Here is a 24,398-nt window from a genome sequence, read left to right as displayed (position 1 = left end):
GGCTCAAGAAAACCGCTTCTTCCAGAACCACCGCCGCCCCTCGCGCAAGCTACGATTAGAGCGGCTCACCAGCATCAGCAGCGACGGCGTCACGATCAGCGTCAGGATCGTCGCAAACGCCAGCCCATAGACAATCGCCGACGACAGCGAGATCCACCACTGCGTCGACGGCGCACCAATCGTCGTCTCATGGCTGAGCAGTTCAAGGTTCAACCCGAAGGCAATCGGGAACACCCCGAAAATCGCCGTCAGCGCCGTCAGCACCACCGGACGCGCCCGCTCGCGGCAGGTCTCCAGCACCGCCTCGATCTTATCCATGCCCTCATGCCGCAACTGGTCATAGGTGGCGATCAGCACGATGTTGTTGTTCACCACCACCCCGGCCAAGGCGATCACCCCAATCCCGGTCATCACCACGCCAAACGGCTGCCCCATGATCATCAGGCCCAAAAACACCCCAATCGTTGACATCAGCACCGCCGACAACACCAAGCCAACCGAGATGAACTTGTTGAACTGCGCCAACAGCACCACAAAGATCAGGAAGACCGCAGCCCCAAACGCCTTGGCCAAAAAAGCCCCCGCCTCGGCCTGCTCCTGATCTTCCCCGGCCATATTCCAGCGCATTCCGGCCTTGGTATAGCCGCCAGTGGCAAACTCCGCCTCGATCATCGCCTGCACCTCGCCGCGCACCTGATCCGGCTGCACGCCTTCCGCTGCCGCAATCCCCGCCTGCACCGTGATGGTGCGCGCGCCACCCAATCGGGTCAGCGTGCCAGTGGTCGCCGCCGCAGAGCGGGTGACAAAGTTGGAAATCGGCACAGGCCCATCCGGCGTTTCAATCCGCAACTGATCCAAAGCCGCAATCGTCCGTTGTTCGGGCGGTAGACGCAGCACGATATCCACCGGATCATCCGACCCCGCCGGGCGATACTCCGACAGCTTCAGCCCGGATGTCACCATCTGCACCACGGCCCCCACCGCCGCAGGCGAAGCGCCATAACGCGCGGCCTCACCGCGATCCACCTGCAACTCCCAATCCACCCCCGGCAGGGGCAAACCGTTCGACACATCAATCACATTCGGGATCGCCGCCAGCTTCAACGCAATCGCCCTTGCGGCATCGTTCAGCCCCGCCGGATCATCCGCCGACAGCTGAATCTGAATGGCTTTCCCCGTCGGCGGCCCCGCCGCAGGCACCGAGACTTCGATATCCACCCCCGGAATTCCCTGCATCGCCACCCGCAGATCGGCCAGAATATCATTGGCAGGCTTGCGTTCGCGCCAGTCAATAAACTCATATTGAATGGTGCCAATCGTATCGGCGGGCGCTTCACCGCCGCCCTGTCCAGTGCTGCCCACCCGCGTGTAAACCGTCTTCAACCCCGGCCAGCCCAGCATCCGAGACTCGGCTTGACGCACCAACAGGTCCTTTTCGTCAATCGACAGGTTGCCGCGCGCCTTCACATACAAAAGGCCATAATCCGGCTCGACATTCGGGAAGAACTCCACCCCGTTGCCGAACTTAGTGTAGCCGTAAGGCACCGCCACCAGTGTAGCCACCGCCAGAAACAACACGGTAAACGGATGCCGAATAGCCTTTCCCACCACCCACATATACGCTCCGTCCTTATGCTGGGGCGGATGCGCAAACGGCTTGGCAATGATCGCGCCCAAGGTCGGCACAAAGATCAGCGCATACAGCATCGACGCCGACAAAGTCGCGATCAGCGTGATCGGCATGTATTTCATGAACTCGCCCACCACCCCCGGCCAGAACAACAAGGGCGAGAACGCCGCGATCCGCGTTAGGGTCGAGGCGATCACTGGCCCCGCCATCCGATGGCTGGCCTCGGCAAAGGCATCGCGCTTGTCCATGCCCTCGCCCATCCGGCGCTCGGCATATTCCACCACGATGATGGCATCATCCACCAGCATCCCCACCGCGAGGATCAGGCTGAACAACACCACCAAATTCACCGTCAGCCCGGCCATTTGCAGACCCAAAATCCCCATCAGGAACGACGACGGGATCGCCAGCCCGATCAAGATCGAAGACCGCACCGACAGCGCATACAGAATCACGATGAACACCAGTACCACCGCCGTCAGCACCGAGTTTTGCAAGTCAGACAGCATCTGCCGGATCGTGGTCGACTTATCCTGCGAAAACGATACCACCACCCCCGGCGGCATCTGCTTTTGCAACGCGGCGGTCACGGCTTTCACCTTATCCACCGTGTCAATCAGGTTCGACCCGATCCGCTTAGACACCTCAATCGCCACCGCCGATTTGCCATCCAACCGGGTGATGGTCTGAGGGTCTTTCAGCGCAGGCCGGATTTCCGCCAGATCGCTGACCCGCACAATCGCATTGCCCTCGGCCACCACCGGCAGCCCCGCCAGATCCTGCACCGTCTCAATCAGCGACGGCACTTTGATCGCATAGCGCCCTTCGGCCCCCTCCAGTGACCCCGCCGCGATCAGCCGATTGTTCGCGTTGAACCCGGCGATCATTGTATCAGGCCGTAGCCCGTAGGATGACAGCTTGGCCGGATCAATTACGATCTCAACCACATCATCCCGCACGCCCTGCAAGGCAGCGTCCAGCACGCCCGGAATATCCTCAATCCGGTCGCGCAAAGCCCGCGCGGTCGCGTTCAGCGTGCGCTCCGGCACATCGCCCGAAAGCGTCACCACCAGCACCGGAAACTCCGACAGATTGACCTCATTCACCGTCGGCTCATCGACTTCGGCAGGCAGATCAGGCCGCGCATCATCGACGCCATCCTTCACATCCGATTTCGCTTTGGCCAAGTTCGCCCCGGCCTGAAACTCCAGCAACACGTTGCCGCCGCCCTGATAGGCGGTCGCGGTCATTTTCTTGATGCCTTGGATCGACTTCAGCGCGGTTTCCATCGGCCGTAGCAACAGCCGTTCAGAATCCTCCGGCGAAATCCCGTCCAAAGTCATTGAGACATAGATGATCGGAATCTGAACATCCGGCTCCGCCTCTTTCGGGATCGAGTAATAGGCCAGCCCCCCCGACAAGATCAGGAAGATCAGCACCGACAGCGTCAGCCGCGCGTTGCGGATTGCAAGTTCGACCAGTTTCATTTCAGCGCCTCAGCCGCTTGCGCCGGGGTCAGCTCCGACACCGTCACCACATCGCCATCCGACACCAGATCCTGCCCCGCCACGATCACCCTCAGATCCGTCGGAACCCCGGTCACCACCATGCCCGCTTCGCCATCATCAATCACCGTGACTGGCGCAAACGCCGCTTTGTTGTCCGGCCCCACCACCCGCAACCCGATCACGCCATCCTCGTTGATCGTGATGATCGACCGCGGCACCACAACCGCAGGCACCGCGGCCGTATACAGCCGCACCTCTGCTGTCATCCCGGCGGGGATTGCATGATCGGCGTTCGGCAAAGCCACCTCAACCCCAAACGTCCGCGTCTTTTCTGAGGCTTGCGCCGACACATGCCGCACCACGCCCTCCATCTCAACGCCATCGACCAACCGCACCTTGGCCTTCGATCCGATCGCCACAAACGCCACATCGCGTTCGCTGACCTCGGCTTTCACCACAATCGGGTCCAGCGCCAGGATGGTGGCAATCGAAGCGCCCGTCTGCACCCACTCGCCCAATTCCACATCGACCGTATCCACAGTGCCCGCAAACGGCGCTTTCAAAAGCAGCCGATCCTGCGCTGCCTTGGCTTGCGACAACCCGGCCTCTGCCGCCGCCTTCGCAGCCCTGCGGGTGATCAATTCCAACTCGGGCAGGCTGCCCTTGTCATACAAAGCCTGCCCCACCCGCAAAGTTTCTGTCGCCTGCTCCAACGCTGCCTGCGCGGTGTCCACCCCGGCGATCACCTCCGAGCCTTCCAACTCCACCACCAAGGCATCCGCAGCAATCTCACCGCCCTGCGCGACGCCCAGTTTATGCACGATCCCAGAAGCCCGCGCCGCCAGCACCGCCTGCTTATCCGCCTCTGTCGCCCCCGAAATTCGGATCTCGCGCGCATAGTCGATAAACATCGGCGCCACCGCCGCCACGGTGCGTTGCGCCGCAGCAGTCTCGGTCGCCGCCGCCTCGGTTCCCGCAGTTTCCGCCGCCGCAGCCTCAGTTGTGCCCGCCGCCGCGTCCTTCTTCAATTCCTCACTGCCCACAGCCGAGAATTCCCCGGTGGCCACCCAAGCGGCGGCGGCGACAAACACGACAATGGCAGTGATCCGATGGGCGGTAAAAAATGACATGAGATAACCCTGACTGATTCCGAAAACGCGCAGCAACGGGCGGGCTTCCGTTTTATCTGTTTCGATCACCAAGAATTTATGTCTTTGCCGCAAAGGTCAATGCAGCGCATCGCTTTGGCCGCGCTATTTGAACGGCGCTGTTCGGTTTAGGCGCTCAATCGGGCTTGGCCGCGTCCAAATCCGCCAAGGCAATCAGCATCTCAACCAGTTGCGCCGTGCGTTCAAGGCCGTAATCAGCTTCCAACTGCCGATAAATCGCCGTCGAATCTGGCGCCACCAGCCCCAAAAGCGCCCGCCCCTCCGGCGCAATCGACAACATCACCCGCCGCCCATCGCTGGCATCGCGTGCCCTTTGGATCAACCCCCGCTCGGTCATCGCCTTGATCATCCGGGTCAACGACGGCGCGAGGATATTCGCCCGCACCGCCACTTCCGTCGCATCCAAGCTCTCGACCTCGCCCAAAACCCGGATCACCCGCCATTGCTGCTCGTTGATATCATGCGCCGCCAGCATCGGACGAAACCGCGTCATCACCGCTTCGCGCGCCCGCAACAGTGCCATCGGCAAAGCATGGCGCGTGTCGCGCGGAGGGGGGCTATCCTGACTCATCCCCCCAACTATCGCTTTTGTGCCGAATGGCGCAAGTCGGCAAAGGTGGAGTTCATCCGCCCCCTGTCCACCGCTGTCATCCATGCTATGAAATGCTGCAAATGCTGCCGCTCCCCCGTCACTTTGTATGAGGACCGCCCATGCCCGCGCCGAAAAACCACCTAAAAGCGGCACTGGCTGCACAGATCCCGCAATTTGGCATCTGGCTGAACCTTGCCAGCCCCTATTCCGCCGAACTGCTGGCGGGCTGCGGCTTTGACTGGCTGTTGATTGATGGCGAGCATGGCCCAAACTCGATCCCCACCATGCTGACCCAAGCCCAAACCGTCGGCACCCGCACCAGTACCGTCGTGCGTATTCCGGTGGGCGAGGTGCATCTGGTCAAACAAGTGCTCGACCTCGGCATCCAAACCGTGATGGTGCCGATGATCGAAAGCGCCACCCATGCCGCCGAAATGGCGAGCGCGATGAAATACCCGCCCGAAGGCGTGCGAGGCTTGGGTGCTGCGGTGGCCCGCGCCGCCGATTTTGGCCGTGTTAGTGACTATTTGTCCACCGCCAACGCCGAAACCTGTCTGATCCTGCAAATCGAAAGCCGCGCGGGTCTTGCCGCCTTGCCCGAGATTCTGACCCTTCCCGGTATCGACTGCGTCTTCATCGGGCCCTCCGATCTGGCCGCCGATATGGGCTTCCCCGGCAATACAGCCGCCCCCGAAGTGCAAGCCGCCATCGACAAAGCGATGCACCAGATCATCGCCAGCGGCAAAGCGGCAGGGATTCTGACCTTCGATCTGAAACTCGCCAAGCACTACCGCGAGCTGGGCGTCACCTTCCTCGGTGTCGGCGGTGACATTCCGCTGCTGCTGAACGCCGCCAACGCCTTGGTCGCCGGCGCGCGCGAATAGGCTCTAACCCGCCTGATTACGCGCCCGAAAAGCTGCCAGCTCTGCTGCTGTCGGCGCTTTCCCGGTGAAGATCAGCACATAATCCGGGATGTTGTGCAGCCGGAACTCCAGCGATTCCTCGGTCCGCATCGAGATATAACCCACCTGCGTCAGATACACCGTCTGCGCCCGCACCCGAGCCTCATGTTGCGGGTAAGAAAACGTCTCGAACATGGCAGTTAGAGCCTGAAGCCGCGCCAAATCCGCCGCCTTCAACACCTCGGCCAAAGCACTGTCCGTCAGCGCCCAAGTCCTGATCGCAAACTCCATCCGGCTGTCAAACAGCGCCGGCGTGATCCAGCAATCGTTGACGTTCAGCATGGCCTCCGCAATCGTCTGCGCCGGGGCCTGCGTGCGGGCGATCAGATTGGCAGTGTTTTGGCTTTGCCAACGCGCGATCAGCCCGGCCAACAGCGCCTCGCGATCCGCGAAATGCCAATAGAAACTGGTGCGCGACAGCCCCAGCTTGGCGGCCAAAGGCATCACCTTCACCGCCTCAACCCCGCCATCAACCAGCAAGTTATAGGCCGCGTCCAGCCACACTTCCGGCGTGCCGCGCCAACCACGTTCCGATGTTTGTTCCATGCTCATGGTCCCAGCCTAAAGCCCGCGCCTGCGCATATCAACCACCAGACAAGAAAACTTGACACATATGTCGATTTCTGTTTTGCTGCCAAAAAAACCCCAGCCCCCGCGAGGCCAAAATGTCCGCCGATCCCCTGCTGCAACCCTACAAGCTCAAGCACCTGACCCTGCGCAATCGCATCATGACCACCAGTCACGAACCGGCCTACCCCGAGGACGGGATGCCGAAGGATCGCTACCGCCTCTACCACCTCGAACGCGCTAAGGCGGGCGTTGCCCTGACGATGACCGCAGGCTCGGCAGCGGTGTCGAAAGACAGCCCCCCAGTGTTCAACAACATCCTCGCCTATAAGGATGAAGTCGTGGCTTGGATGAAAAAACTCACCGATGATTGCCACGAGGCGGGCGCCGCCGTGATGATCCAATTAACCCATTTGGGCCGTCGCACCCGCTGGGATAAAGGCGATTGGCTGCCGGTTGTTGGTGCCAGTTCCGCCCGCGAACCCAGCCACCGCGCCTTCCCGAAGGTGATCGAAGACTGGGACATCGAGCGCATCATCCAAGACTACGCCGATGCAGCGGAACGTATGAAAGAAGCCGGCCTCGATGGCGTCGAGTTCGAATGTTACGGCCATTTGATGGACCAATTCATGTCGCCCTTCACCAACAGCCTCGCCGCCCCCTATGGCGGGTCTTTGGAGAACCGCGCCCGTTTCGCGATGGATGTGCTCGCCGCCTGTCGCAAGCGGGTCGGGGAAAACTTCCTGCTCGGCGTCCGCTACACCGCAGATGAGGTCGAACAAGGCGGCATCTCCGCCGATGAAGGCGTCGAAATCGGTAAAATGTTCCGCGACTCGGGGCTCGTTGATTTCCTGAACATCATCAAAGGCCGTATCCATACCGACCCCGCGATGACCGATGTGATCCCGATTCACGGCATGAAATCCGCGCCGCATCTGGACTTCGCAGGCCGCATCCGCGCCGAGGTCGGCCTGCCCACCTTCCACGCCGCCCGCATCCCCGATGTCGCCACAGCCCGCCACGCCATCGCTTCGGGCCAGCTGGATATGGTCGGCATGACCCGCGCCCATATGGCCGATCCGCATGTGGTGCAAAAGATTGTCGAGGGCCGCGAGGATGACATTCGCCCCTGCGTCGGTGCCACCTATTGCCTTGACCGCATTTACCAAGGCGGCATGGCTTTGTGCATCCACAACCCCTCAACGGGGCGCGAAGAAACCCAACCGCATACCATCGCCCCAGCCATAACCAAGCGGCAAGTGGTGGTGGTCGGTGCCGGTCCGGCAGGGCTTGAGGCCGCCCGCGTCGCCGCCGAGCGTGGCCACAAAGTCACCGTGTTTGAGGCAGCAAGCCAACCCGGCGGCCAAGTCCGCCTCACCGCCCAAACCAAACGCCGCGCCGAATTGATCGGCATCATCGACTGGCGCATGGCGCAATGCGCGGCGCTTGGGGTAGAGTTCCGCTTCAACACTTGGGCTGAAGCCGCTGAGATTCTCGCAGAAAACCCCGATGTGGTGATCATCGCCACGGGTGGGATGCCAGAAAAAGATATCCTGAAATTCGGCAATGACCTGACCGTTTCGGCTTGGGATATCCTGTCCGGCGATGTGAAACCCGGCAGCAACGTTCTGCTCTACGACGACGCGGGTGATCACGCCGCCCTGCAAGCCGCGCAAACCCTCGCCGAAGCCGGAGCAAAAGTCGAAATCATGACCCCCGACCGCACCTTTGCGCCGGATGTGATGGCGATGAACCTCGTGCCCTACATGCGTGCGCTGCAGGATAAACCCGTCACCTTTACCGTGACGTATCGCCTGACCGGAGTGGAGAAAGACGGCAACCAGATCAAAGCTACCGTCGATTCCGACTATATGACCCTGGGCAAAACCGCGCATTACGATCAAATTGTCGTCAACCACGGCACCCAGCCCTTGGCCGACATCTACTTTGATCTCAAACCGAAATCCGTCAACCAAGGCGCTGTCGATTACGAGGCTTTCATCGCAGGCCAGCCGCAAACCTACGGCGGCGGTCCCGCAGGCTTCCAACTGTTCCGCATCGGTGACGCGGTAGAAGCCCGCAATATCCACGCCGCGATCTATGACGCCTTGCGGCTGGTGCGGGAAATCTGAACCAACATCCCGGCGCGCCGCAACCTGGTGCGTCGGTCTACGCCAGACGGTAGCAGCGGCTTTGCTTGTCAAACCCGACAATCCGCTGCCCCCGCGCCATCCGCTCTTGCAACGCCTGCCGCAACTGCATCCGCAGGGCCGAGGCCGTTGCCATATCCTGTGCCAACAGCGCGTCGAGGTCCTGCGGCAAAGCCAACGCTAAAACCTCGCCATAAACGCTCATATCAACATCCCCCAAAGCCCGCGCCGCGACCACCTCTGAATCAAGCACCCAATCGACCAACAAACGGTCCGAGGCGATGCCGCGATTGATCCCCTCCATCTCGCCATAATAATCCACCAGATAACTGCCCGATTGCGCCCCGAGTCGGTGAATATTCAGCGCCGCATTGACATGCCGCAACGGGTCATAGGTCCACTGCACGGTACGAATATCCCGCGCCAAACACCACGCACGCTGATAGAACTTCAGCTTCACGCCCAGCCCCAGCCCCCGGGCTTCCGGCAGCACCGCCAAGCGATGCGAATGTTGCACCGCAGGGTCGCGGGAGGGCAGGCCAAAGATATAGCCCAGCAACGCATCGCCCGCAAAAGCGCCGCCAACCAGCCCGCCTAAGCCCTGCACCACCATCATCAGATCAGCCGGATCAGGTTGATCGCCCGCTCCCCAAACGCTGCGCTGCAATTCTTCAGCCGCGCGGAGCTCGGCCATCCCCGACAGGTCGCGAAAGATTATCTCGGTCATGCGGCGAAGCTTTCAAAGCTCAGCGTCGCGGTCTTCAGATAGTCCAGATCAAGGCTCACCCCAATGCCCGCTCCCTGCGGCACAGGCATCCGCCCTGCCGTGGTTTCCAGCTTCTGCTCAATGATATCCCGCGTAAAATAGCGGCTGGCGGATGAAGTGTCGCCCGGCTTGGTGAAATTCGGCAGGGTGGACAAATGGATGTTATGCGCCCTGCCAATCCCCGATTCCAACATCCCGCCGCACCAGACAGGCACCGCAAACGCCTCGCACAGATCATGGATGCGCAAGGCATTGGCATAGCCGCCAGAGCGCCCGACCTTGATATTGATCACCCGCGCCGCATCGCTTTGCAGCGCCTTGCGGGTATGCTCGACGGTGCGGATACACTCATCCAGACAGATCGGCGTGCGCAGCCGGGTTTGCAGCGTGGCGTGGTCGTGAATGTCATCCCAGGCCAGCGGCTGCTCAATGTAATCCAGATCAAACGCATCCATCCGCTGCAACAGCGCGGTATCGGCCAAAGTATAGCAGGAATTAGCATCCACCGTCAGATGTGCGTCGGGAAATTCCGCCCGCGCCGCCCTCAGCAATTCAAGATCATGCCCCGGTTTCACCTTTAACTTGATCCGTTGATAGCCCTGCTCCAGATGGCTGGCGATCCGCTGCATCGTCGTGGCAATCGGCCCGATCCCCAATGAGACCCCAACATCAATCGCATCGCCCGACCCACCCAGGACGCTTTGCAGTGGCAAGTTCAGCGACTTCGCCCACAGATCCCAGAACGCCATCTCGACCGTGGCCTTCGCCATATGGTTCGCCCGCCACGGCACCAGCTTGCGCGCCAATTCCTGCGGATGCGCAAAGCTTTGTCCGACCAGTTGCGGCAGCAAAACATCGCGCAAAAGGCCCATCGCCCCCGCCACGGTTTCCTCCAGATAATCCGGCAGCGGGTCCATCACCCCCTCGGCATAACCCTCAATCCCATCTGCTTTCAGCACCAGCAGCGGGAAGATTTTCTCGGTCATCGTGCCGGTGGCAATGGTGAACGGCGTCACCAACGGCAGGCGCACCAGCCGCAGATCGGCGGCGTCAATGCGCAAGGGCGCGCGGGTCTGGGTCATGGCTGGCCTCCTGTCAGCGGTATCATCAGGCTAGATTTATTTCAGTTTACTTGCAAGCTTGACCGAATGACAGAATCCTGACAGTCTTTCGGGATACCCAAAAGGAACCCCGGATTTGCCGCAAGACGACCCGCCTTTTTCGGAAGACCAGACCGCCGCCTTGGGCGATCTGCGGCAACGCCTGACGGCGGCGCACACCGATGGCACCCCGTCAGATCGCGCCATTGCCGGGTTTCTGCTGGCCAATCTGCAATCGCTGCCGTTTGAAACCGCCGCTTCGGTGGCAGCAAAGGTTGGCGTGTCAGAGGCCACCGTGGGCCGGTTCTGCCGCACCTTGGGCTATCGCCATCTGAAAGACCTCAAAGGCAGTCTCCAGCTTGATCTGGGCGACACAGCCTGGCTGATCGGCGATCGGCTGCAAGATTTCCATCGCCGCAGCCACAGCGGCAATGCCGAGCTTTCGCGCGCGTTGGAACGCGAGATGGCCGCGCTTGTCGCGGTCTACGAAATGGCCGCCAGCCCTGCCTTTGATGCCACCGTCAAGCGCCTGTCGCACCGTCGCTCGGTCTGGGTCGCAGGCTTTCAGACCGAACGCGGTCGCGCTGCCGAACTCGCCCACAACCTGCAATATCTGCGTGCGGGCGTGCATCTGTGCGATGTCGCCGCCGGCCACTTTGCCGAGGTTTTGCTGGACGATCCCGGCGAAACCACCCTCGTTCTGATCGATGCTCGCCGCTATTCCCGCCTGACCCGCGATCTGGCCTTGGCCGCGCGCGATGCGGGCATCCCGGTGACGCTGATCACCGATCCCTATTGCGCATGGGCGCATGACACCGTCACCGAAGTCTTCGCCGTGCCCACCGATCTGAACCATTTCTGGGACGCCACCTCGGCGATGTCCTCGCTGATAGGCCTGATGATCAACGGCGTTTTCCGCGAACTCGGCGCGCAGGTAGAGGCGCGCATGGCCCGCGTCTCTGCTCTACACGGCAGCTTTATCGGCCATATCGGCTCGGCCCGCGGCCCCACCAAGCCCACAACATAACAAGACAAAAAACCAACAAAGGAGGATCTGCCATGACCATGAGTATCCGCAAAACGCTTCTCTCCGCCAGCGTCAGCCTGTTCGCGCTGTTCGCCGCCCAAGCCGTCAGCGCGCAAGAAGCCGTGTTCGTGCTGAACACCAGCGAGGTCGGCGCGCCCACCTATAACCCGATCAAAGCCAACAACCTGAACAAAGCCACCACGCTGATCTTCGACCGCATGGTCAGCCAAGCCGCCGATCTGTCCTATCATCCGTGGCTGGCTGAATCCTGGGAAGAAGCCCCCGATGGCATGTCCTGGACCTTCCATCTGAAGCCGGGTGTGAAATTCCACAACGGCGAGCCGTTCAACGCCGCCACCATCGGCCCGTGGCTGGAAGCCTTCAAGGGCAGCGAAAACGCCTACATGACCGAAGCCATTGCAAAGGTCGAAGTGGTTGATGATCTGACTGTCAAGCTCGTGATGGCGCGGCCAGAGCCAAACATGCTCTACAACCTGTCCTCCAGCTTTATGTCGGTGATCGAGCCGAAATCCTACGCCGCCTTGGGCGACAATTATGGCGTGACCGAGGTTTACGGCACCGGCCCGTTCAAGCTGGAAAGCTTCACCGTCGGCCAGGAAACCGTTCTGGTGCGCAATGACGATTACACTTGGGGCTCGCCCTTGGCAAAAAACGCCGGGCCAGCTCATATCGCCAAAATCACCTTCCGCGAAATTGCGGAGGATTCCACCGCGTTTCTGGAGCTGAAAACCGGTGGCGTCGACATGCTGCTGGGTGTGCCCGCTGACCTGCTGTCAGAGGTCAAAAAAGAGCCTAACCTTGCGGTTTTGACCCTTCCGGGCCAAGACGTGTATTACATGCCGATCAACGTCACCAAAGCCCCCTTCGATGATATCAAAGTCCGCGAGGCTGTGGCTAAAGCGATCAACCAAGAAGAAATTCTGGCCTCGGTGTTCGGCGGCATCGGCTCGGTTGCTGACACCTTCCTGATCTCCGCCCTGCCGGAAAGCCATGTCGCAGACAGCGCGAAAATCCACTACGACCCCGCCCGCGCCAATGCCCTACTGGACGAAGCCGGTTGGGTGATGGGGGCCGATGGTGTCCGCGCCAAAGACGGTGTGCCGCTGAAAGTCAGCCTGTGGACGCAAAGCGACAGCATCTTCCGCCGTCTGACCGAAGTGGTGCAGGCGCAGCTGAAAGCCGTGGGCGTAGACGCGGAAATCACCACCTTCGACAGCTCGATGATCCGCGATCAATACAAAACCGGCACTCAGCAACTCGCGGTGCGGTCCTATGATTGGGACAATGCCGATATCGTCGATTGGTTCTTTGGCGCAGACCGTCTGGGCTATCCGAACATCTCGATGTTCAACGATCCCAAAGCCGAAGAATTACGCAAAGCGGCCATGACAGGCTCGAAAAACATGGCCGAGCGGGTCGCCAACTTCACTGCCTACCATGAATATGTGCTGACCCAGTTCCCGATGGCCCCGATCTATCAGCCGGTCGAAAGCGTCGCCTATAACGCCGACCGTCTGGTGATGCCCGAGGTGCTGAACGCCTCGGCGATGGGTTCGGTTGCAGTGATGGACATGGAAGTGAAGGAATAACGGCGCAGGGCAGGGGACACGGCCATGTATTCTTATCTGATCCGTCGGGTCTTGATGCTTGTGCCGGTGTTCCTTGCCGTCTCGCTGGTGATATTCCTGATCCTGCATTTCATCCCCGGCGATCCGGTCGACAATCTGTTGAAGGTCGGATCGTCCCCCGCGGCCCGCGCTGAGATGGAAGCCCGATATGGTCTCGATCAGCCCCTACCCGTGCAATACGGCATCTGGTTGTCCCGCGTGATGCAGGGCGATCTCGGCACCGCCATCGTCGCCCGCCGTCCGGTGTCTGATCTGATCCTGCAAGCCCTGCCGCACTCGCTGCGGCTGGGTGGGCTGGCGCTGCTGTTCTCCTCCGTGGTCGGTGTCGGCCTAGGTGTTCTAGCCGCCCTAAACCGTGACAAATGGCCGGATAGAGCCATAATGGGCGGAGTCCTGCTTGGCTCCACCATGCCCAGCTTCTGGCTTGGCCTGATCCTGATGCTGATTTTCTCGGTCTGGCTCGGCTGGTTCCCGGTGTCCGGCGCGCGCAGCGCCAGCGCCTTGGTCTTACCCGTGCTGACCATCGGCTTAGGCGGCACCGCCCTCGTCGCCCGCATCACCCGCGTCGCGATGATCGAGGCCTCTGGCCGCGATTTCGTCACCCTGCTGCACGCCAAGGGCCTCTCCCCCCTGCGCATCCAACTCCGCCACGTCTTGCGCCACGCGTTGATTCCGGTGGTGACGATCCTCGCCCTCCGCATCGGCTGGATATTGGGCGGTGCAGTGACGGTTGAAGTGGTCTTCGCCCGCCCCGGCCTTGGCACCCTGCTGATCAAATCGCTCAGCCAACACGATTACCCCGTGGTGCAAGCCTGCCTGTTGATGCTGGCGATGGCGGTAATGCTCGGCACCCTCCTAGGCGACATCCTGCAAGCCGCGATGGACCCGCGCGTGCGGGCGGCGCTGGCATGACGCTTCCCGCCCCACTCCGCGCGCTGCGCCGGCCCGCAGGTGCCCCCGCTGGTCTTTGGCTGATCCTTGTGATCCTCGCTGCCATCGCCGCCCCGCTGCTAACCCCCTATGCCTATGATATCCAAAATCTTAAATCCGCATGGCAACCGCCCTCGGCCAGCCACTGGCTGGGCACCGATGAATTTGGCCGCGACCTGCTCACCCGCCTGATCTATGGCGCACGCACTTCGCTGTCGGTCAGCAGCATCGCCATCACCATCTCTGTCCTCTGCGGCATGACCCTCGGTGCCGCCGCCGCATGGTTCGGCGGCTGGTTCGACCGCGCCGTCACCACCGTGGTGGACCTGACATGGAGCTTCCCCGAAATCCTGATCGCGCTGATCTTGGTGGCCATCATCGGCCCCGGCACCACCGGCACCATGGTCGCCATATCCGTCGCCTACCTCGCGCAATTCACCCGCCTGACCCGCGCCCAGATCATGACACTGAAGGGCGAAACCTTCATCGAAGCCGCTGCCAGCCTTGGCGCAGGCAACGGCCACATCCTGTTCCGCCACCTGCTGCCGAACGCCCTCGCCCCCGTCTTGGTCAGCGCCATGCTGGCGACCGGAGACGCCATAATCCTGGAAGCCACCCTCGGCTTCTTCGGCCTCGGCGCACAACCCCCCGTCCCATCCTGGGGCGGCATGATGTCGGCAGGCTCGGCGCTGGTGTTCAAAGCGCCCTGGATCATCATTTTCCCCGGCCTCGCCGTCGCCATCACCGTCGTTGCCATCAACCTCTACGGCGATGCGCTGATCGCTGAACTCGACATCCGCGCCCGGATACGGAGGGCCGTATGAGCGCGCTGTTGGAACTGCAAAACGTCAGCGTTGCCATTGGTTCGGCACAGCTGCTCGACGGCGTCAGCCTAAAGCTGGAACGCGGCCAAACCCTAGGCTTGGTGGGAGAAAGCGGCTCCGGCAAATCCCTGACTGCCATGGCCGCAATGGGCCTGCTGCCCCTGATCGGCGGTCGCGTCAGCGCTGGTTCGGTGCGGTTTGACGGCCAAGACCTTGCGAGCCTAACCGACCCCCAACGCCGCGCCCTGCGGGGTCGTCGCATCGGCTTTGTCACCCAAAACCCGATGACCGCGCTTGATCCCGTGCAGCGCATCGGCGCGCAGATCGACGTGGTCTCGCGTCTACACCTTGGCCTGACCAAACAAGCCGCCCGCGCCCGCACCCTCGATCTGCTGACCCAACTGCGTATCCCCGAAGCGGCAGCCGTGACCGAGGCTTGGCCGCATCAGCTGTCCGGCGGCATGAAGCAACGCATCGTCATTGCCATGGCGCTGGCAGGCGACCCCGAACTGATCGTCGCGGACGAGCCGACCACTGCCTTAGACGTCACTGTGCAGGCCCAAATCATCCAAATCCTCGCCGCCCTCGTGCGTGAAAAAGGCGTCGCCCTGCTGCTGATCACTCACGACATGGGCGTCGTCGCGCAAATCTGCGACCGGGTGGCGGTGCTCTATGCGGGCCGATTGGCCGAGGAAGGTGCCGTCGCCCCGATCTTCTCCGCCCCGCAGCATCCCTACACCAAAGCCCTGATCACCTGCATCCCGCAAGAAGGTATGGCGCGCGGCACCCTGCGCGGCATCCCCGGCGCAGTCCCCTCCGCCCGCCAATACCCCAGCGGCTGCCGCTTCCATCCCCGCTGCGCCAAAGCCACTGCCGAATGTGCCCAGCAAACCCCACCCCTGATCCCCCGAGGCGATGGCCAAGCCGCCTGCCTGCACCTGCCAGAGCCCGCGCAATGACCGCCCCGATGCTGCAGATCGAAGCCCTCACCAAACGCTTCCAAACCGGTGGCGGCTTCCTCAAACGTCCGCGCGCCATGCTCGCGGTCCGCGATGTGTCCCTAACCATCGCCAAAGGGGAAGTGGTTGGCGTCGTCGGTGAAAGCGGCTGCGGCAAATCCACCCTCGCCCGATTGGTTTTGCGCTTGTTAGAGCCTACTTCTGGCCGTGTGTTGATGGACGGCACCGACCTGACCCACCTCCACCCCAGCGCCTTGCGCGCCGCCCGTAAGCGCATGGCGATGGTGTTTCAAGACCCCTATTCCTCGCTCGACCCGCGCTTTTCCGTCACCGATGTACTGACCGAACCCTTCACCGTGCAACGTCGTCCACTCCCCCCCGGTCAGATCGCCGAGATGCTCACCGCCGTCGGTCTGCCGCCCGAAATGGCCACCAGCCACCCGCACCAACTCTCCGGCGGCCAACGCCAACGCGTCGGCATCGCCCGCGCCCTCGCGCTGCGCCCCGAATTCGTGGTGCTCGATGAACCCACCGCCTCTTTAGATGTCTCTATTCAGGCCCAAATCATCGACTTGCTGGCGGGCCTGCGCGATCAGATGGGCCTGACCTACCTGTTCATCAGCCACGATCTTGGCCTTGTGCGCTATTTCTGTGACCGCATCGTGGTGATGTATCTCGGCGCTGTGGTCGAAGTCCTGCCCACCGCCCATGCCAAACCCCGCCACCCCTACACCCGCGCCCTGATCGACAGCGGCTTCGCCCCCGATCCCACCCGCCGCCGCGCCATCGCGCCCCTCAGCGGTGAAATCCCCAGCCCCTTCGATCTGCCCCCCGGCTGCGCCTTTGCCGGGCGCTGCCCGCGCGCCTCGGACCGTTGCCGCACCGAGCGGCCCGTGCTGGACGCCACCACGCATCCCACCGCCTGTTTCCACCCGCTTTGAAAGCCCAAACATGCCCTTCCACATCCTGACTGGCTCTTTCGTCCACGAAAGCAACACCTTCAAACGCGGCGAAACCAGCCTGCAAGACTTCCGCAACGATGTGCTGGACGAGGGCCAACTGGCCATAGACCGCTTCGGCGACGTGAACGAAGAACTCGCCGGTTTCCTCGACATTGGCCGCAGCGCGGGATGGCAAATCACCCACACCGTCTCCGCCCACGCCACCCCCGGCGCGCGCGTGGCGCGTGAGGCGTTTGACCATATCGCGGGCCTGATCTGCGACGGCGCGCGCCAACATCGCGACACGCTCGACGGCATCCTGCTCAGCCTGCACGGCTCGATGGTGCCGACGTTCTGCGAAGATGGCGAGGGCGAACTCCTGCACCGCCTGCGCGCCATCGTCGGCCCCGATATGCCCATCGCGGTGACGCTGGATCTGCACGCCATGGTCACCCCCGCGATGGTGGCACAGGCGCAGATCATGGTTAGCTACAAGACCTACCCCCATATCGACATGCGCGAAACCGGCCGCCACGCCGCCCGCCTATTGGATGCGACCCTACGCGGCCAAACGAGGCCCATTACTCTGCGCGTCCACCTCCCGATGCTGGATGAAGCCAACGCAGGCCGCACCGATGTGCCGCAAACCGCCGCCCTTTATACCCGCGCCACGCAGCACGAATCTGAACCCGGCATCCTCGCCGTCTCGATCAACGCAGGCTTCGCCGAGGCCGATATACTGGAAGCTGGCCCCACCGTTCTGGTCAGCTACGACCAAAACACCCCCACCGCCGCCGCCCGCGCGCAACAGATTGCCAAAGCCTTGGCCGACACGATTTGGCAGCAGCGCGACTCAGTCTCGAACGATTTCCTCACCCCCGCCGCCGCCGCCCTGCAGGCCCGCGATTTTGACAGCAGCAAAGGCCCGCTGATCATCGCCGACTACGCCGACAACCCCGGCGCAGGGGCCTACGGCGACGCCACCGCGCTGTTGCAGGCGCTGTTTGACGGCAATGCGACAGGTGGAGCCTTCGCCCCAATGATTGATCCCGAAGCTGCCGCGACGCTGCACCACCACAACGTTGGCGATCAAGTCACCCTCGCACTCGGTGGCAAGCAAGACCCCAGCTTTGGCGGCGGCCCACTGAACGTAACGGGCGAAATCATCCACCTGTCGGATGGCAGCTATACCGGCAACGGCCCGATCCTCGGCGGCATCACCCACAGTTTCGGCCCCACCGCCGTGCTGCGCGCTCAAGGTATAGATATTCTGGTCGTCACCCAACCCGGCCAGATGCTCGATCTGATGCAAGTCCGCACTTTCGGCATCGAACCCGCAACCCTGCGCTTTCTGGTGGTGAAATCCATGCAACACTTCCGCGCCGCCTTCGAGCCGATTGCAGGCAAAGTCATCGTCTGCGACAGCGGAGCTCTCGCCACCCCGCAAGCCCACCTGCGCCCCTACACCCGTGTTCGCCGTCCGGTCTGGCCACTGGATCGCACCGGGTTTGGCATCTCATAAAGTGCTCTAAACGGCCATAGGCTCAATTTTTAACTGGCAGCTTCCTCAAAGAACCGCACCATCCGCGCCGCGATCACGTCACGATCTGCAGCCACATCCAAACTCGTCCGCGCCTGCACCGCCACCTCCGCTGGCAATTTATCCGCATATTCTGCCACCAACGCCGTCATGAACCCCTGCGTCATCTCGGGATGATACTGCGTGGTCAGCACCCGCCGCCCCATCGCAAAACTCCCCACCGCACAATCAGCATTCCCCCCCAACACCACCGCCCCGCCTGGCACGCGCAGAACTTGCTCTCTATGCGCCGCATAGAGCCGTATCTGTACGCCTTCCATCATCGTCTCCACCGCGCCAAACACCCAGCCACCGGGGTTCTCGCCCACCACGCCCCCCAAGGCCACAGCAATCGCCTGATGCCCAAAGCACGCGCCAAACAGCGGCTCTCCCCGCTCCACGATCTGCCGGATCAGCCCAAACAACCGCCCCACCCAAGCATCAGAATCATGCACCGAGGCCGGGCTTCCGGTGATGATCCAACCGTCAAATCGCAGCCCCTCTGCCGGAAAATCCCCGTCCTTCACCGAAAAAGCACTCACCCGCCAACCGGGTCGCAACCCCTGCAACAGTGCCGCGAACTTCGCGCCATCCTTCGGATGTGCTTGCGCAAAATCACTCTCGTCGGTGTTCGCCACCAGCACCGCAATATGCATAATCTTTCTCTTTACATATTTATGAACATGTATAGCATATTTATAAATTGACCACATGGCAAGCGAGGATGAATGACGCTCTGGACCCCCACCGACGATGGCCATGCCGATCTGTCCAGCCATGACGCCTTCGCACAAGGCGCGCCGCTGAATACCTTCGCCCGCCTGCGCCGCGATGATCCGATGCACTGGACGGAATACGCCCAAGGCGAAAACTACTGGTCCGTCACCCGCCACGCCGACATTCTCGAACTCAACCGCCAAACCGACCTCCTGTCCTCCGCCCGTGGCATCCGCATTGAGGATCAGTCCTACGAAGAATACCTCGCCCGCCGCACCTTTCAGGAAACCGATGGGGCCGAGCATATGGCCACCCGCATCCGCGTCGCCAAAGCCTTCTCCCGCCCAGTGATCGCGCAGTTTGAACAGGTGATCCGCGACATCTGCATCGACATTCTTGACCACACCCTGCCGAAACTCACTTTCGACGCCACCGCAGAAATCGCCCGCCAACTGCCGATGCGGATGCTGGGCCGCATCATGGGCACCCCCGACGCCGATCTGCCGTGGCTGGTCGCCAAAGGCGATGCGCTGATCGCCAACACCGACCCCGATTTCACCAGCCATGTCCTCGACAAGATGACCACCGACGAATTCCGCATGATGCCGTTCAACTCTCCGGCGGGCGCTGAACTGTTCGTCTATGCCAAAGACCTGATGGCCCGCAAAGCCGCCTCGGGCGACCGATCCGGCATCCTGCCGCTGATCATGGAGCCCGCCGCCGATGGCACCACCATGCCCGAACATGAATTCCGCAATTTCTTCTGCCTGCTGGTTGCTGCGGGCAACGACACCACCCGCTATTCCATCGCCGCGGGCCTGCAAGCCCTCGCCCATCAGCCCGAACTGCTGCCCCTGCTGCAAACCGACAGCGTCTGGGACACCGCCCCAGATGAAATCATCCGCTGGGCCACCCCCGCGATCTATTTCCGCCGCACCGCCACCCGCGATTTTGACTACCACGGCAAACAGATCAAGGCCGGCCAAAAGGTGGTCTATTGGTTCCTCTCCGGCAACCGCGACGACACCGCTTTCGACAACCCGATGCGCGTCAATCTGGCCCGCCAGAACAACCGCCATATGGCCTTCGGCCAAGGCGGCCCGCATGTCTGCCTTGGCATGTGGCTCGCCCGCCTAGAGGTCCGCGTGCTGTTCGAAGAACTTGCCAAACGCATCCGCAAGATCGAACCTGCGGGCGATCACAAATACCTGCGCTCCAACTTTGTCGGCGGTCTGAAATCTTTGCCCGTCAGCGTTACACTCAACTAAGCGGCCAAAAAAGCGGTCAAAGAACCGCCTCAGGGAGTTACCATGACCGATCAACCCCAGCGCCTGCGCGCGATGTTTTGCGATCACCTCTCAATCATGCGCGGCAAATACCTGCCTGCCAGCAAGTTAAAAGACGATGAAAGCCGCTTCGCCCGCCCGACGTTTTCGGTGCATTACGACAAAGACCTGCTGATTGAGGCCCCCGGCACCATGTGTCTCGAAGGCCTCCCCGACATGGCCCTGCGCTGGAACGGCAACGAAATCCGTCAAGGTTGGGAGCCGAACACCAAAGTCGTCACCGGAGACCTCTATGCCGCCGACGGCATGCCGATCCCGATGTGCCCCCGCTCCGCCCTGAAACGCGCCGTCGCGGCTTGGGAGAAACACGGCCTAACCCCGAAAGTCGGCATTGAGCTGGAAGCTTACGCCTTCGTCCGCTGCGATGATGGCCAGATCGTGCCCTATGACACCCCCGGCGGCGTGGTTTATGGCACCGGAAACTTCACCGACCCGCGTCGTTTCACCGATGCAATCTGGAACAAAGCTCAAGACATCGGCCTGCCGCTGGATCTGATCACCGCCGAATATGACACGCCGCAATATGAATTCACCCTCACGTTCAACAGCGCTGTCCAACACGTTGATACCGTCGTGCTGTTTCGCCAAATGGCCCGAGAGATCGCCTGGGATCATGGCATTATCCTGACTTTCCTGCCGAAACCGATCCCCGGCAAGGGCGGCAGCGGCATGCACATCAATCTGTCCTTCACCGATGCCAAAGATCACAATGCGCTGGCCAATGGCGATCATGGCGACCCGACTAACCTCAACCCGCTTGCCAAAGGCTGCATCGCCGGATGGATGCAACATCACAAAGCTATGGCCGGCCTGATCGCTCCCAACGCCCAATCCTATAACCGCCTGCAGCCCGCCAGCCTGTCGGGCTATTGGTGCAACTGGGGCGGTGACAACCGCAACGTCACCGTGCGGCTGAGCGCCGAGGGTGGCAAGAAAGCCCGCCTCGAACACCGCATGGCCGACGCTGCCGCCAATCCCTACACTGCCGTGGCAACTGTCTTGCAAGCCGCGCTGCTCGGCTATGAAAACCACTACGCTTTACAACCGATGGAATCCGGCAACGGCTTCTCTTCCAACGATGCCAAACACGGCACCGCGGCCTCCCTCTCCGACGCCCTCAATGATCTGGACTCCGACGCCGTCCTCACCACGGCCGTGGACGCGGGCTTGGTCGAAAACCACCTTTATATGAAACGCGCCGAAGTCGAAAAAACCGCCGCTCTTTCCCCCGACGCCCTGCGCGATTGGTACATTTGGTATCTGTAACCCGCCAATGCTTTCAAATCGGTAAACGTCCAAGCGGGCCACGCTAAAAACTGCAAACCAACCCTCCCCCGCTTTCACATTGGTCTAAATATCCCGGGGGTCCGGGGGCTTGCCCCCGGCATCTCCGCCAAACCGGAGCCTGAAATGCAAGCCACCTGGCACCTCCCCAACGGCAAAACCGTCACCGCCGAGGTCAAACCCGGCCTCAACCTGATGGAAGCCGCTGTCGCCAACAATATCCCCAACGTGATCGGCGAATGCGGCGGCTCGCTGTCCTGCGCCACCTGCCACGTCGTCGTTGATCCCGCATGGACCACCCGCGTAGGCCGGCCCAGTACCTTCGAAGACGACATGCTCGACGTCACCGACGCCGACCGCCAACCCACTTCCCGCCTATCCTGCCAGATCAAAATGACCGAAGCGCTCGACGGCATCATCCTGCATGTTCCGGGCTAAGCGCCTATGGGTAGGGCGGGTTCACCCCGCCACCCGACGCGCCGCTCGATCCCTCAAGCCACCACCAAGCCCAACTGCGCCACCAGTTCCGCCGCCTATTTGCGCGACACGACCGCGCCGCGAAACTTGCCCGCATCGGCGATCTTCAATCCGCCCAAATCGGCACCCCTTAAATCGGCACCCTCAAACCGCGCCCCGCTCACATGGGCCTCCCGCAGCGAACAGCGCTCAAACACCGCCTCGCGGAAATCGCAGCCCGCCAAATCCGCGCCCGAGAAATCCACCCCCTCCAGCATCGCACGGCGCAAAACCACCCCCCGCAGCCGCGCATCCGCCAGCAGCGTATCGACCAACACCAGCCCCAAAGTCCCCGCCTTGGCCAAATCCGCCCCGGTCAGCTTGCAGCCCTCAATCCGCGCCCCGGTCAGCACCGCTCCTTCAAACCCCGCATTGTTGAAATCGCAGCCCTGCAGCACCGCCTCCCCCAGCCGAGCCGCCGCAAACCGCGCGAACCCAGCCCTGCAGCCGACAAACGCCACCCCCTCCAGCACCGCCCCAATAAAATTCACCGCCTTCAAGCTACAGCGCTCAAACCGCCACCCCGACAGATCCACTCCCGCCAGATCCGCCCCCTCCAGATCACACCCGCGCAACACCGCAGGCCCCACCAAGGCCATCACCTCGGCCCGCCCCAACACGCCACCCTCCACCACAGTCATCGCTTGCATTCCCCCACACTCCCCGCCATCACCACCCAAACAACCCCAAGGCCCGCCATGACGCTCATCCCCGCCTGGATCAACGGCACCCTCACCCCCACCGATAAACTCGAAACCCACCGCCTTGGCCTGCGCCACAAGGCCGTCTCGGTTTTCGTCCTGTCAGGCGACCACATCCTGATCCAACAACGCGCGCTCACGAAATACCACACCCCCGGCCTCTGGGCGAACACCTGCTGCACCCACCCGCACTGGGACGAGCCCGCCATAACCTGCGCCCACCGCCGCCTCGCCGAGGAACTCGGCCTGCAAAACCTAACCCTCACCCCCGCAGGTCAGGTCGAATACCGCGCCCCCGTCCCCCCCGACATGATCGAACACGAACTGGTTGAGATCTTCACCGCCCAAGCCCCCCGCACCCTCCACATCACCCCAAACCCACACGAAGTCCTCAACACCGCCTGGGTCCCCCTCCCCAAACTCCTGCACGACACCCAAACCACCCCCGAACTCTTCACCCCCTGGCTGCGCATCTACCTGCACGACCACCCCCATATCCTACAGAACGCCCAACAAACCCAACCTTAACCACGCCCCGGCACCCTGACACGAACAGGAGGCCCCATGATCACCCACATCCCCACCGCCGAAATCCTAGAAAACGCCCTGCTCCGCGACCGCTCCCACCTCGACACCGCAGCGCTCGAAGACCTCGCCGCCTCCATCGCCCGCGACGGCCTGCGCCAACCGATTGAGGTCTGGGCGCTCTCCCAACCGACCGAGACCCACCGCTACGGCCTGATCTCCGGCCTGCGCCGCCTCACCGCCACCCGCCTGCTCCACACCCGCAACCCCAGCGCCCACACCACCATCCCCGCCTTCCTCCGCACCCCCGCCTCGATCCCCGACGCGATGGCGCAAATGATCGCCGAAAACGAAATCCGAGAAAACCTCACCCCGTGGGAGCGCGGCCTCACCCTCGCCACCTGCGTCGCCCAAGACCTGTTCCCCACCATCGACGCCGCCATCGCCGCCCTGCACCCCACCGCCAGCAAACAAAAACGCACCCGCCTGCGCACCCTCGCCCTTGTGGCAGAGGAGCTGGAGGATTGCTTCACCACCCCCGAACTGCTCTCACAATCCCAGATCGAGCGCCTCGCCGCAGCACTCCGAGGCGGCCTCACCGACCTCATCCACCAAATCCTGAAAGAAAACCGCCGCGCCAGCCTGCCCAGCCAATGGGCCGCCCTGATCCCGACGCTCACCGAGGCCCTATCCCCCGAGTCCGACCCCACCCCCACGAAACCCGGCCGCCCGCGTCGGCTGCTGGAGTTGAAACAGGGGCTGACGATCAGGCGAGAAGTCTGCCGCAACGGCTGGATCATGCGCTTCACCGGGCCGGAAGCCCGCCGCGCAGGTCTGATCGACGACATTTTCGACGAGATTGAGCGACAGTTTCAGCCGAGGGGGTGAGGAACATAAAATGAACATTGATTTCGATTTGTGTTTCCTGTAGGGGACGACTACTCTTGACAAACGCG

General features: G+C 62.1%; 22 protein-coding genes. 14 read left to right on the top strand and 8 right to left on the bottom strand.

Going from position 1 to position 24,398, the window contains the following annotated elements; genetic code table 11:
- Positions 1-3: 3 nt before the first annotated feature.
- From AKV04_RS11885 to hpaR, 3 genes are all read right to left on the bottom strand, one after another.
- Positions 4-3,117 carry an efflux RND transporter permease subunit gene (locus AKV04_RS11885; protein WP_054006629.1) on the bottom strand — a complete coding sequence of 1,038 codons (3,114 nt, stop codon included), beginning with the start codon at positions 3,115-3,117 and terminating at the stop codon, positions 4-6.
- On the bottom strand, positions 3,114-4,268 hold the full coding sequence (locus AKV04_RS11880) for an efflux RND transporter periplasmic adaptor subunit (RefSeq protein ID WP_156317503.1): 1,155 nt from the start codon (positions 4,266-4,268) through the stop codon (positions 3,114-3,116). Before AKV04_RS11880 ends, AKV04_RS11885 begins: the two co-directional genes overlap by 4 nt.
- A gap of 154 nt (positions 4,269-4,422) precedes the next feature.
- The gene (gene hpaR / locus AKV04_RS11875; RefSeq protein ID WP_054006627.1) at positions 4,423-4,878 is read right to left on the bottom strand and encodes a homoprotocatechuate degradation operon regulator HpaR; all 456 of its coding nucleotides are present in this window, start codon (positions 4,876-4,878) and stop codon (positions 4,423-4,425) included.
- A 140-nt stretch (positions 4,879-5,018) separates the two neighbouring features.
- Here hpaR and AKV04_RS11870 point away from each other — a divergent pair, with 140 nt between their 5' ends.
- Positions 5,019-5,783 carry an HpcH/HpaI aldolase family protein gene (locus tag AKV04_RS11870; RefSeq protein ID WP_054006626.1) on the top strand — a complete coding sequence of 255 codons (765 nt, stop codon included), beginning with the start codon at positions 5,019-5,021 and terminating at the stop codon, positions 5,781-5,783.
- A 3-nt stretch (positions 5,784-5,786) separates the two neighbouring features.
- Here AKV04_RS11870 and AKV04_RS11865 read toward each other — a convergent pair whose 3' ends face one another.
- Positions 5,787-6,413, bottom strand: coding sequence for a TetR/AcrR family transcriptional regulator (locus AKV04_RS11865; RefSeq protein WP_328287147.1), 627 nt, complete (start codon positions 6,411-6,413; stop codon positions 5,787-5,789).
- A gap of 113 nt (positions 6,414-6,526) precedes the next feature.
- On the opposite strand from AKV04_RS11865, the gene AKV04_RS11860 reads away from it, so the two are divergent.
- Positions 6,527-8,560, top strand: a complete 2,034-nt coding sequence (locus AKV04_RS11860; RefSeq protein WP_054006625.1) for an NADH:flavin oxidoreductase — start codon at positions 6,527-6,529, stop codon at positions 8,558-8,560.
- A gap of 37 nt (positions 8,561-8,597) precedes the next feature.
- Here AKV04_RS11860 and AKV04_RS11855 read toward each other — a convergent pair whose 3' ends face one another.
- Positions 8,598-9,305, bottom strand: a complete 708-nt coding sequence (locus AKV04_RS11855) for a GNAT family N-acetyltransferase (protein ID WP_054006624.1) — start codon at positions 9,303-9,305, stop codon at positions 8,598-8,600.
- Positions 9,302-10,426 carry an o-succinylbenzoate synthase gene (gene menC / locus AKV04_RS11850; protein ID WP_054006623.1) on the bottom strand — a complete coding sequence of 375 codons (1,125 nt, stop codon included), beginning with the start codon at positions 10,424-10,426 and terminating at the stop codon, positions 9,302-9,304. The genes AKV04_RS11855 and menC overlap by 4 nt, the downstream gene beginning before the upstream one ends.
- 115 nt (positions 10,427-10,541) lie before the next feature.
- On the opposite strand from menC, the gene AKV04_RS11845 reads away from it, so the two are divergent.
- From AKV04_RS11845 to AKV04_RS11815, 7 genes are read left to right on the top strand one after another with little or no spacing between them, the layout of a single operon-like run.
- The gene (locus AKV04_RS11845; protein ID WP_202905611.1) at positions 10,542-11,471 is read left to right on the top strand and encodes a MurR/RpiR family transcriptional regulator; all 930 of its coding nucleotides are present in this window, start codon (positions 10,542-10,544) and stop codon (positions 11,469-11,471) included.
- 32 nt (positions 11,472-11,503) lie between these two features.
- A complete protein-coding gene (locus AKV04_RS11840; protein ID WP_054006622.1) occupies positions 11,504-13,081 on the top strand; it encodes an ABC transporter substrate-binding protein in 1,578 nt (525 codons plus the stop codon).
- Positions 13,082-13,105: 24 nt separating this feature from the next.
- A complete protein-coding gene (locus tag AKV04_RS11835) occupies positions 13,106-14,032 on the top strand; it encodes an ABC transporter permease (RefSeq protein ID WP_054006621.1) in 927 nt (308 codons plus the stop codon).
- Entirely contained in the window at positions 14,029-14,874 is an 846-nt protein-coding gene (locus AKV04_RS11830) for an ABC transporter permease (RefSeq protein ID WP_054006620.1), read from the top strand. The genes AKV04_RS11835 and AKV04_RS11830 overlap by 4 nt, the downstream gene beginning before the upstream one ends.
- A complete protein-coding gene (locus AKV04_RS11825) occupies positions 14,871-15,833 on the top strand; it encodes an ABC transporter ATP-binding protein (RefSeq protein WP_054006619.1) in 963 nt (320 codons plus the stop codon). The genes AKV04_RS11830 and AKV04_RS11825 overlap by 4 nt, the downstream gene beginning before the upstream one ends.
- Positions 15,830-16,774, top strand: a complete 945-nt coding sequence (locus tag AKV04_RS11820; RefSeq protein ID WP_054006618.1) for an ABC transporter ATP-binding protein — start codon at positions 15,830-15,832, stop codon at positions 16,772-16,774. The genes AKV04_RS11825 and AKV04_RS11820 overlap by 4 nt, the downstream gene beginning before the upstream one ends.
- A gap of 10 nt (positions 16,775-16,784) precedes the next feature.
- Positions 16,785-18,296 (top strand): M81 family metallopeptidase, encoded by a 1,512-nt coding sequence (locus AKV04_RS11815; RefSeq protein WP_054006617.1) that lies wholly within the window; start codon positions 16,785-16,787, stop codon positions 18,294-18,296.
- 29 nt (positions 18,297-18,325) lie between these two features.
- Here the strand turns inward: AKV04_RS11815 and AKV04_RS11810 are convergent, their stop codons facing one another.
- Entirely contained in the window at positions 18,326-19,009 is a 684-nt protein-coding gene (locus tag AKV04_RS11810) for a type 1 glutamine amidotransferase (RefSeq protein ID WP_054006616.1), read from the bottom strand.
- 72 nt (positions 19,010-19,081) lie between these two features.
- Here AKV04_RS11810 and AKV04_RS11805 point away from each other — a divergent pair, with 72 nt between their 5' ends.
- The 3 genes from AKV04_RS11805 (at position 19,082) to AKV04_RS11795 (ending at position 22,138) form a co-directional block, all read left to right on the top strand.
- The gene (locus tag AKV04_RS11805; protein ID WP_054006615.1) at positions 19,082-20,338 is read left to right on the top strand and encodes a cytochrome P450; all 1,257 of its coding nucleotides are present in this window, start codon (positions 19,082-19,084) and stop codon (positions 20,336-20,338) included.
- 42 nt (positions 20,339-20,380) lie between these two features.
- The gene (locus AKV04_RS11800; protein ID WP_054006614.1) at positions 20,381-21,682 is read left to right on the top strand and encodes a type I glutamate--ammonia ligase; all 1,302 of its coding nucleotides are present in this window, start codon (positions 20,381-20,383) and stop codon (positions 21,680-21,682) included.
- Positions 21,683-21,826: 144 nt separating this feature from the next.
- Positions 21,827-22,138: a 2Fe-2S iron-sulfur cluster-binding protein gene (locus tag AKV04_RS11795; protein ID WP_054006613.1), complete on the top strand. Its 312-nt coding sequence runs from the start codon at positions 21,827-21,829 to the stop codon at positions 22,136-22,138.
- Positions 22,139-22,233: 95 nt separating this feature from the next.
- On the opposite strand, the gene AKV04_RS11790 is transcribed toward AKV04_RS11795, so the two are convergent.
- On the bottom strand, positions 22,234-22,866 hold the full coding sequence (locus AKV04_RS11790; protein WP_054006612.1) for a pentapeptide repeat-containing protein: 633 nt from the start codon (positions 22,864-22,866) through the stop codon (positions 22,234-22,236).
- A 48-nt stretch (positions 22,867-22,914) separates the two neighbouring features.
- Here AKV04_RS11790 and idi point away from each other — a divergent pair, with 48 nt between their 5' ends.
- The gene (gene idi / locus AKV04_RS11785; RefSeq protein WP_054006611.1) at positions 22,915-23,445 is read left to right on the top strand and encodes an isopentenyl-diphosphate delta-isomerase; all 531 of its coding nucleotides are present in this window, start codon (positions 22,915-22,917) and stop codon (positions 23,443-23,445) included.
- 36 nt (positions 23,446-23,481) lie between these two features.
- The gene (locus AKV04_RS11780) at positions 23,482-24,330 is read left to right on the top strand and encodes a ParB/RepB/Spo0J family partition protein (RefSeq protein WP_054006610.1); all 849 of its coding nucleotides are present in this window, start codon (positions 23,482-23,484) and stop codon (positions 24,328-24,330) included.
- Positions 24,331-24,398: the final 68 nt, after the last annotated feature.

Source organism: Cypionkella psychrotolerans, from assembly GCF_001294535.1.
GTDB classification, from domain to species: domain Bacteria; phylum Pseudomonadota; class Alphaproteobacteria; order Rhodobacterales; family Rhodobacteraceae; genus Cypionkella; species Cypionkella psychrotolerans.
This window is presented reverse-complemented; position numbering and strand designations above follow the sequence as displayed.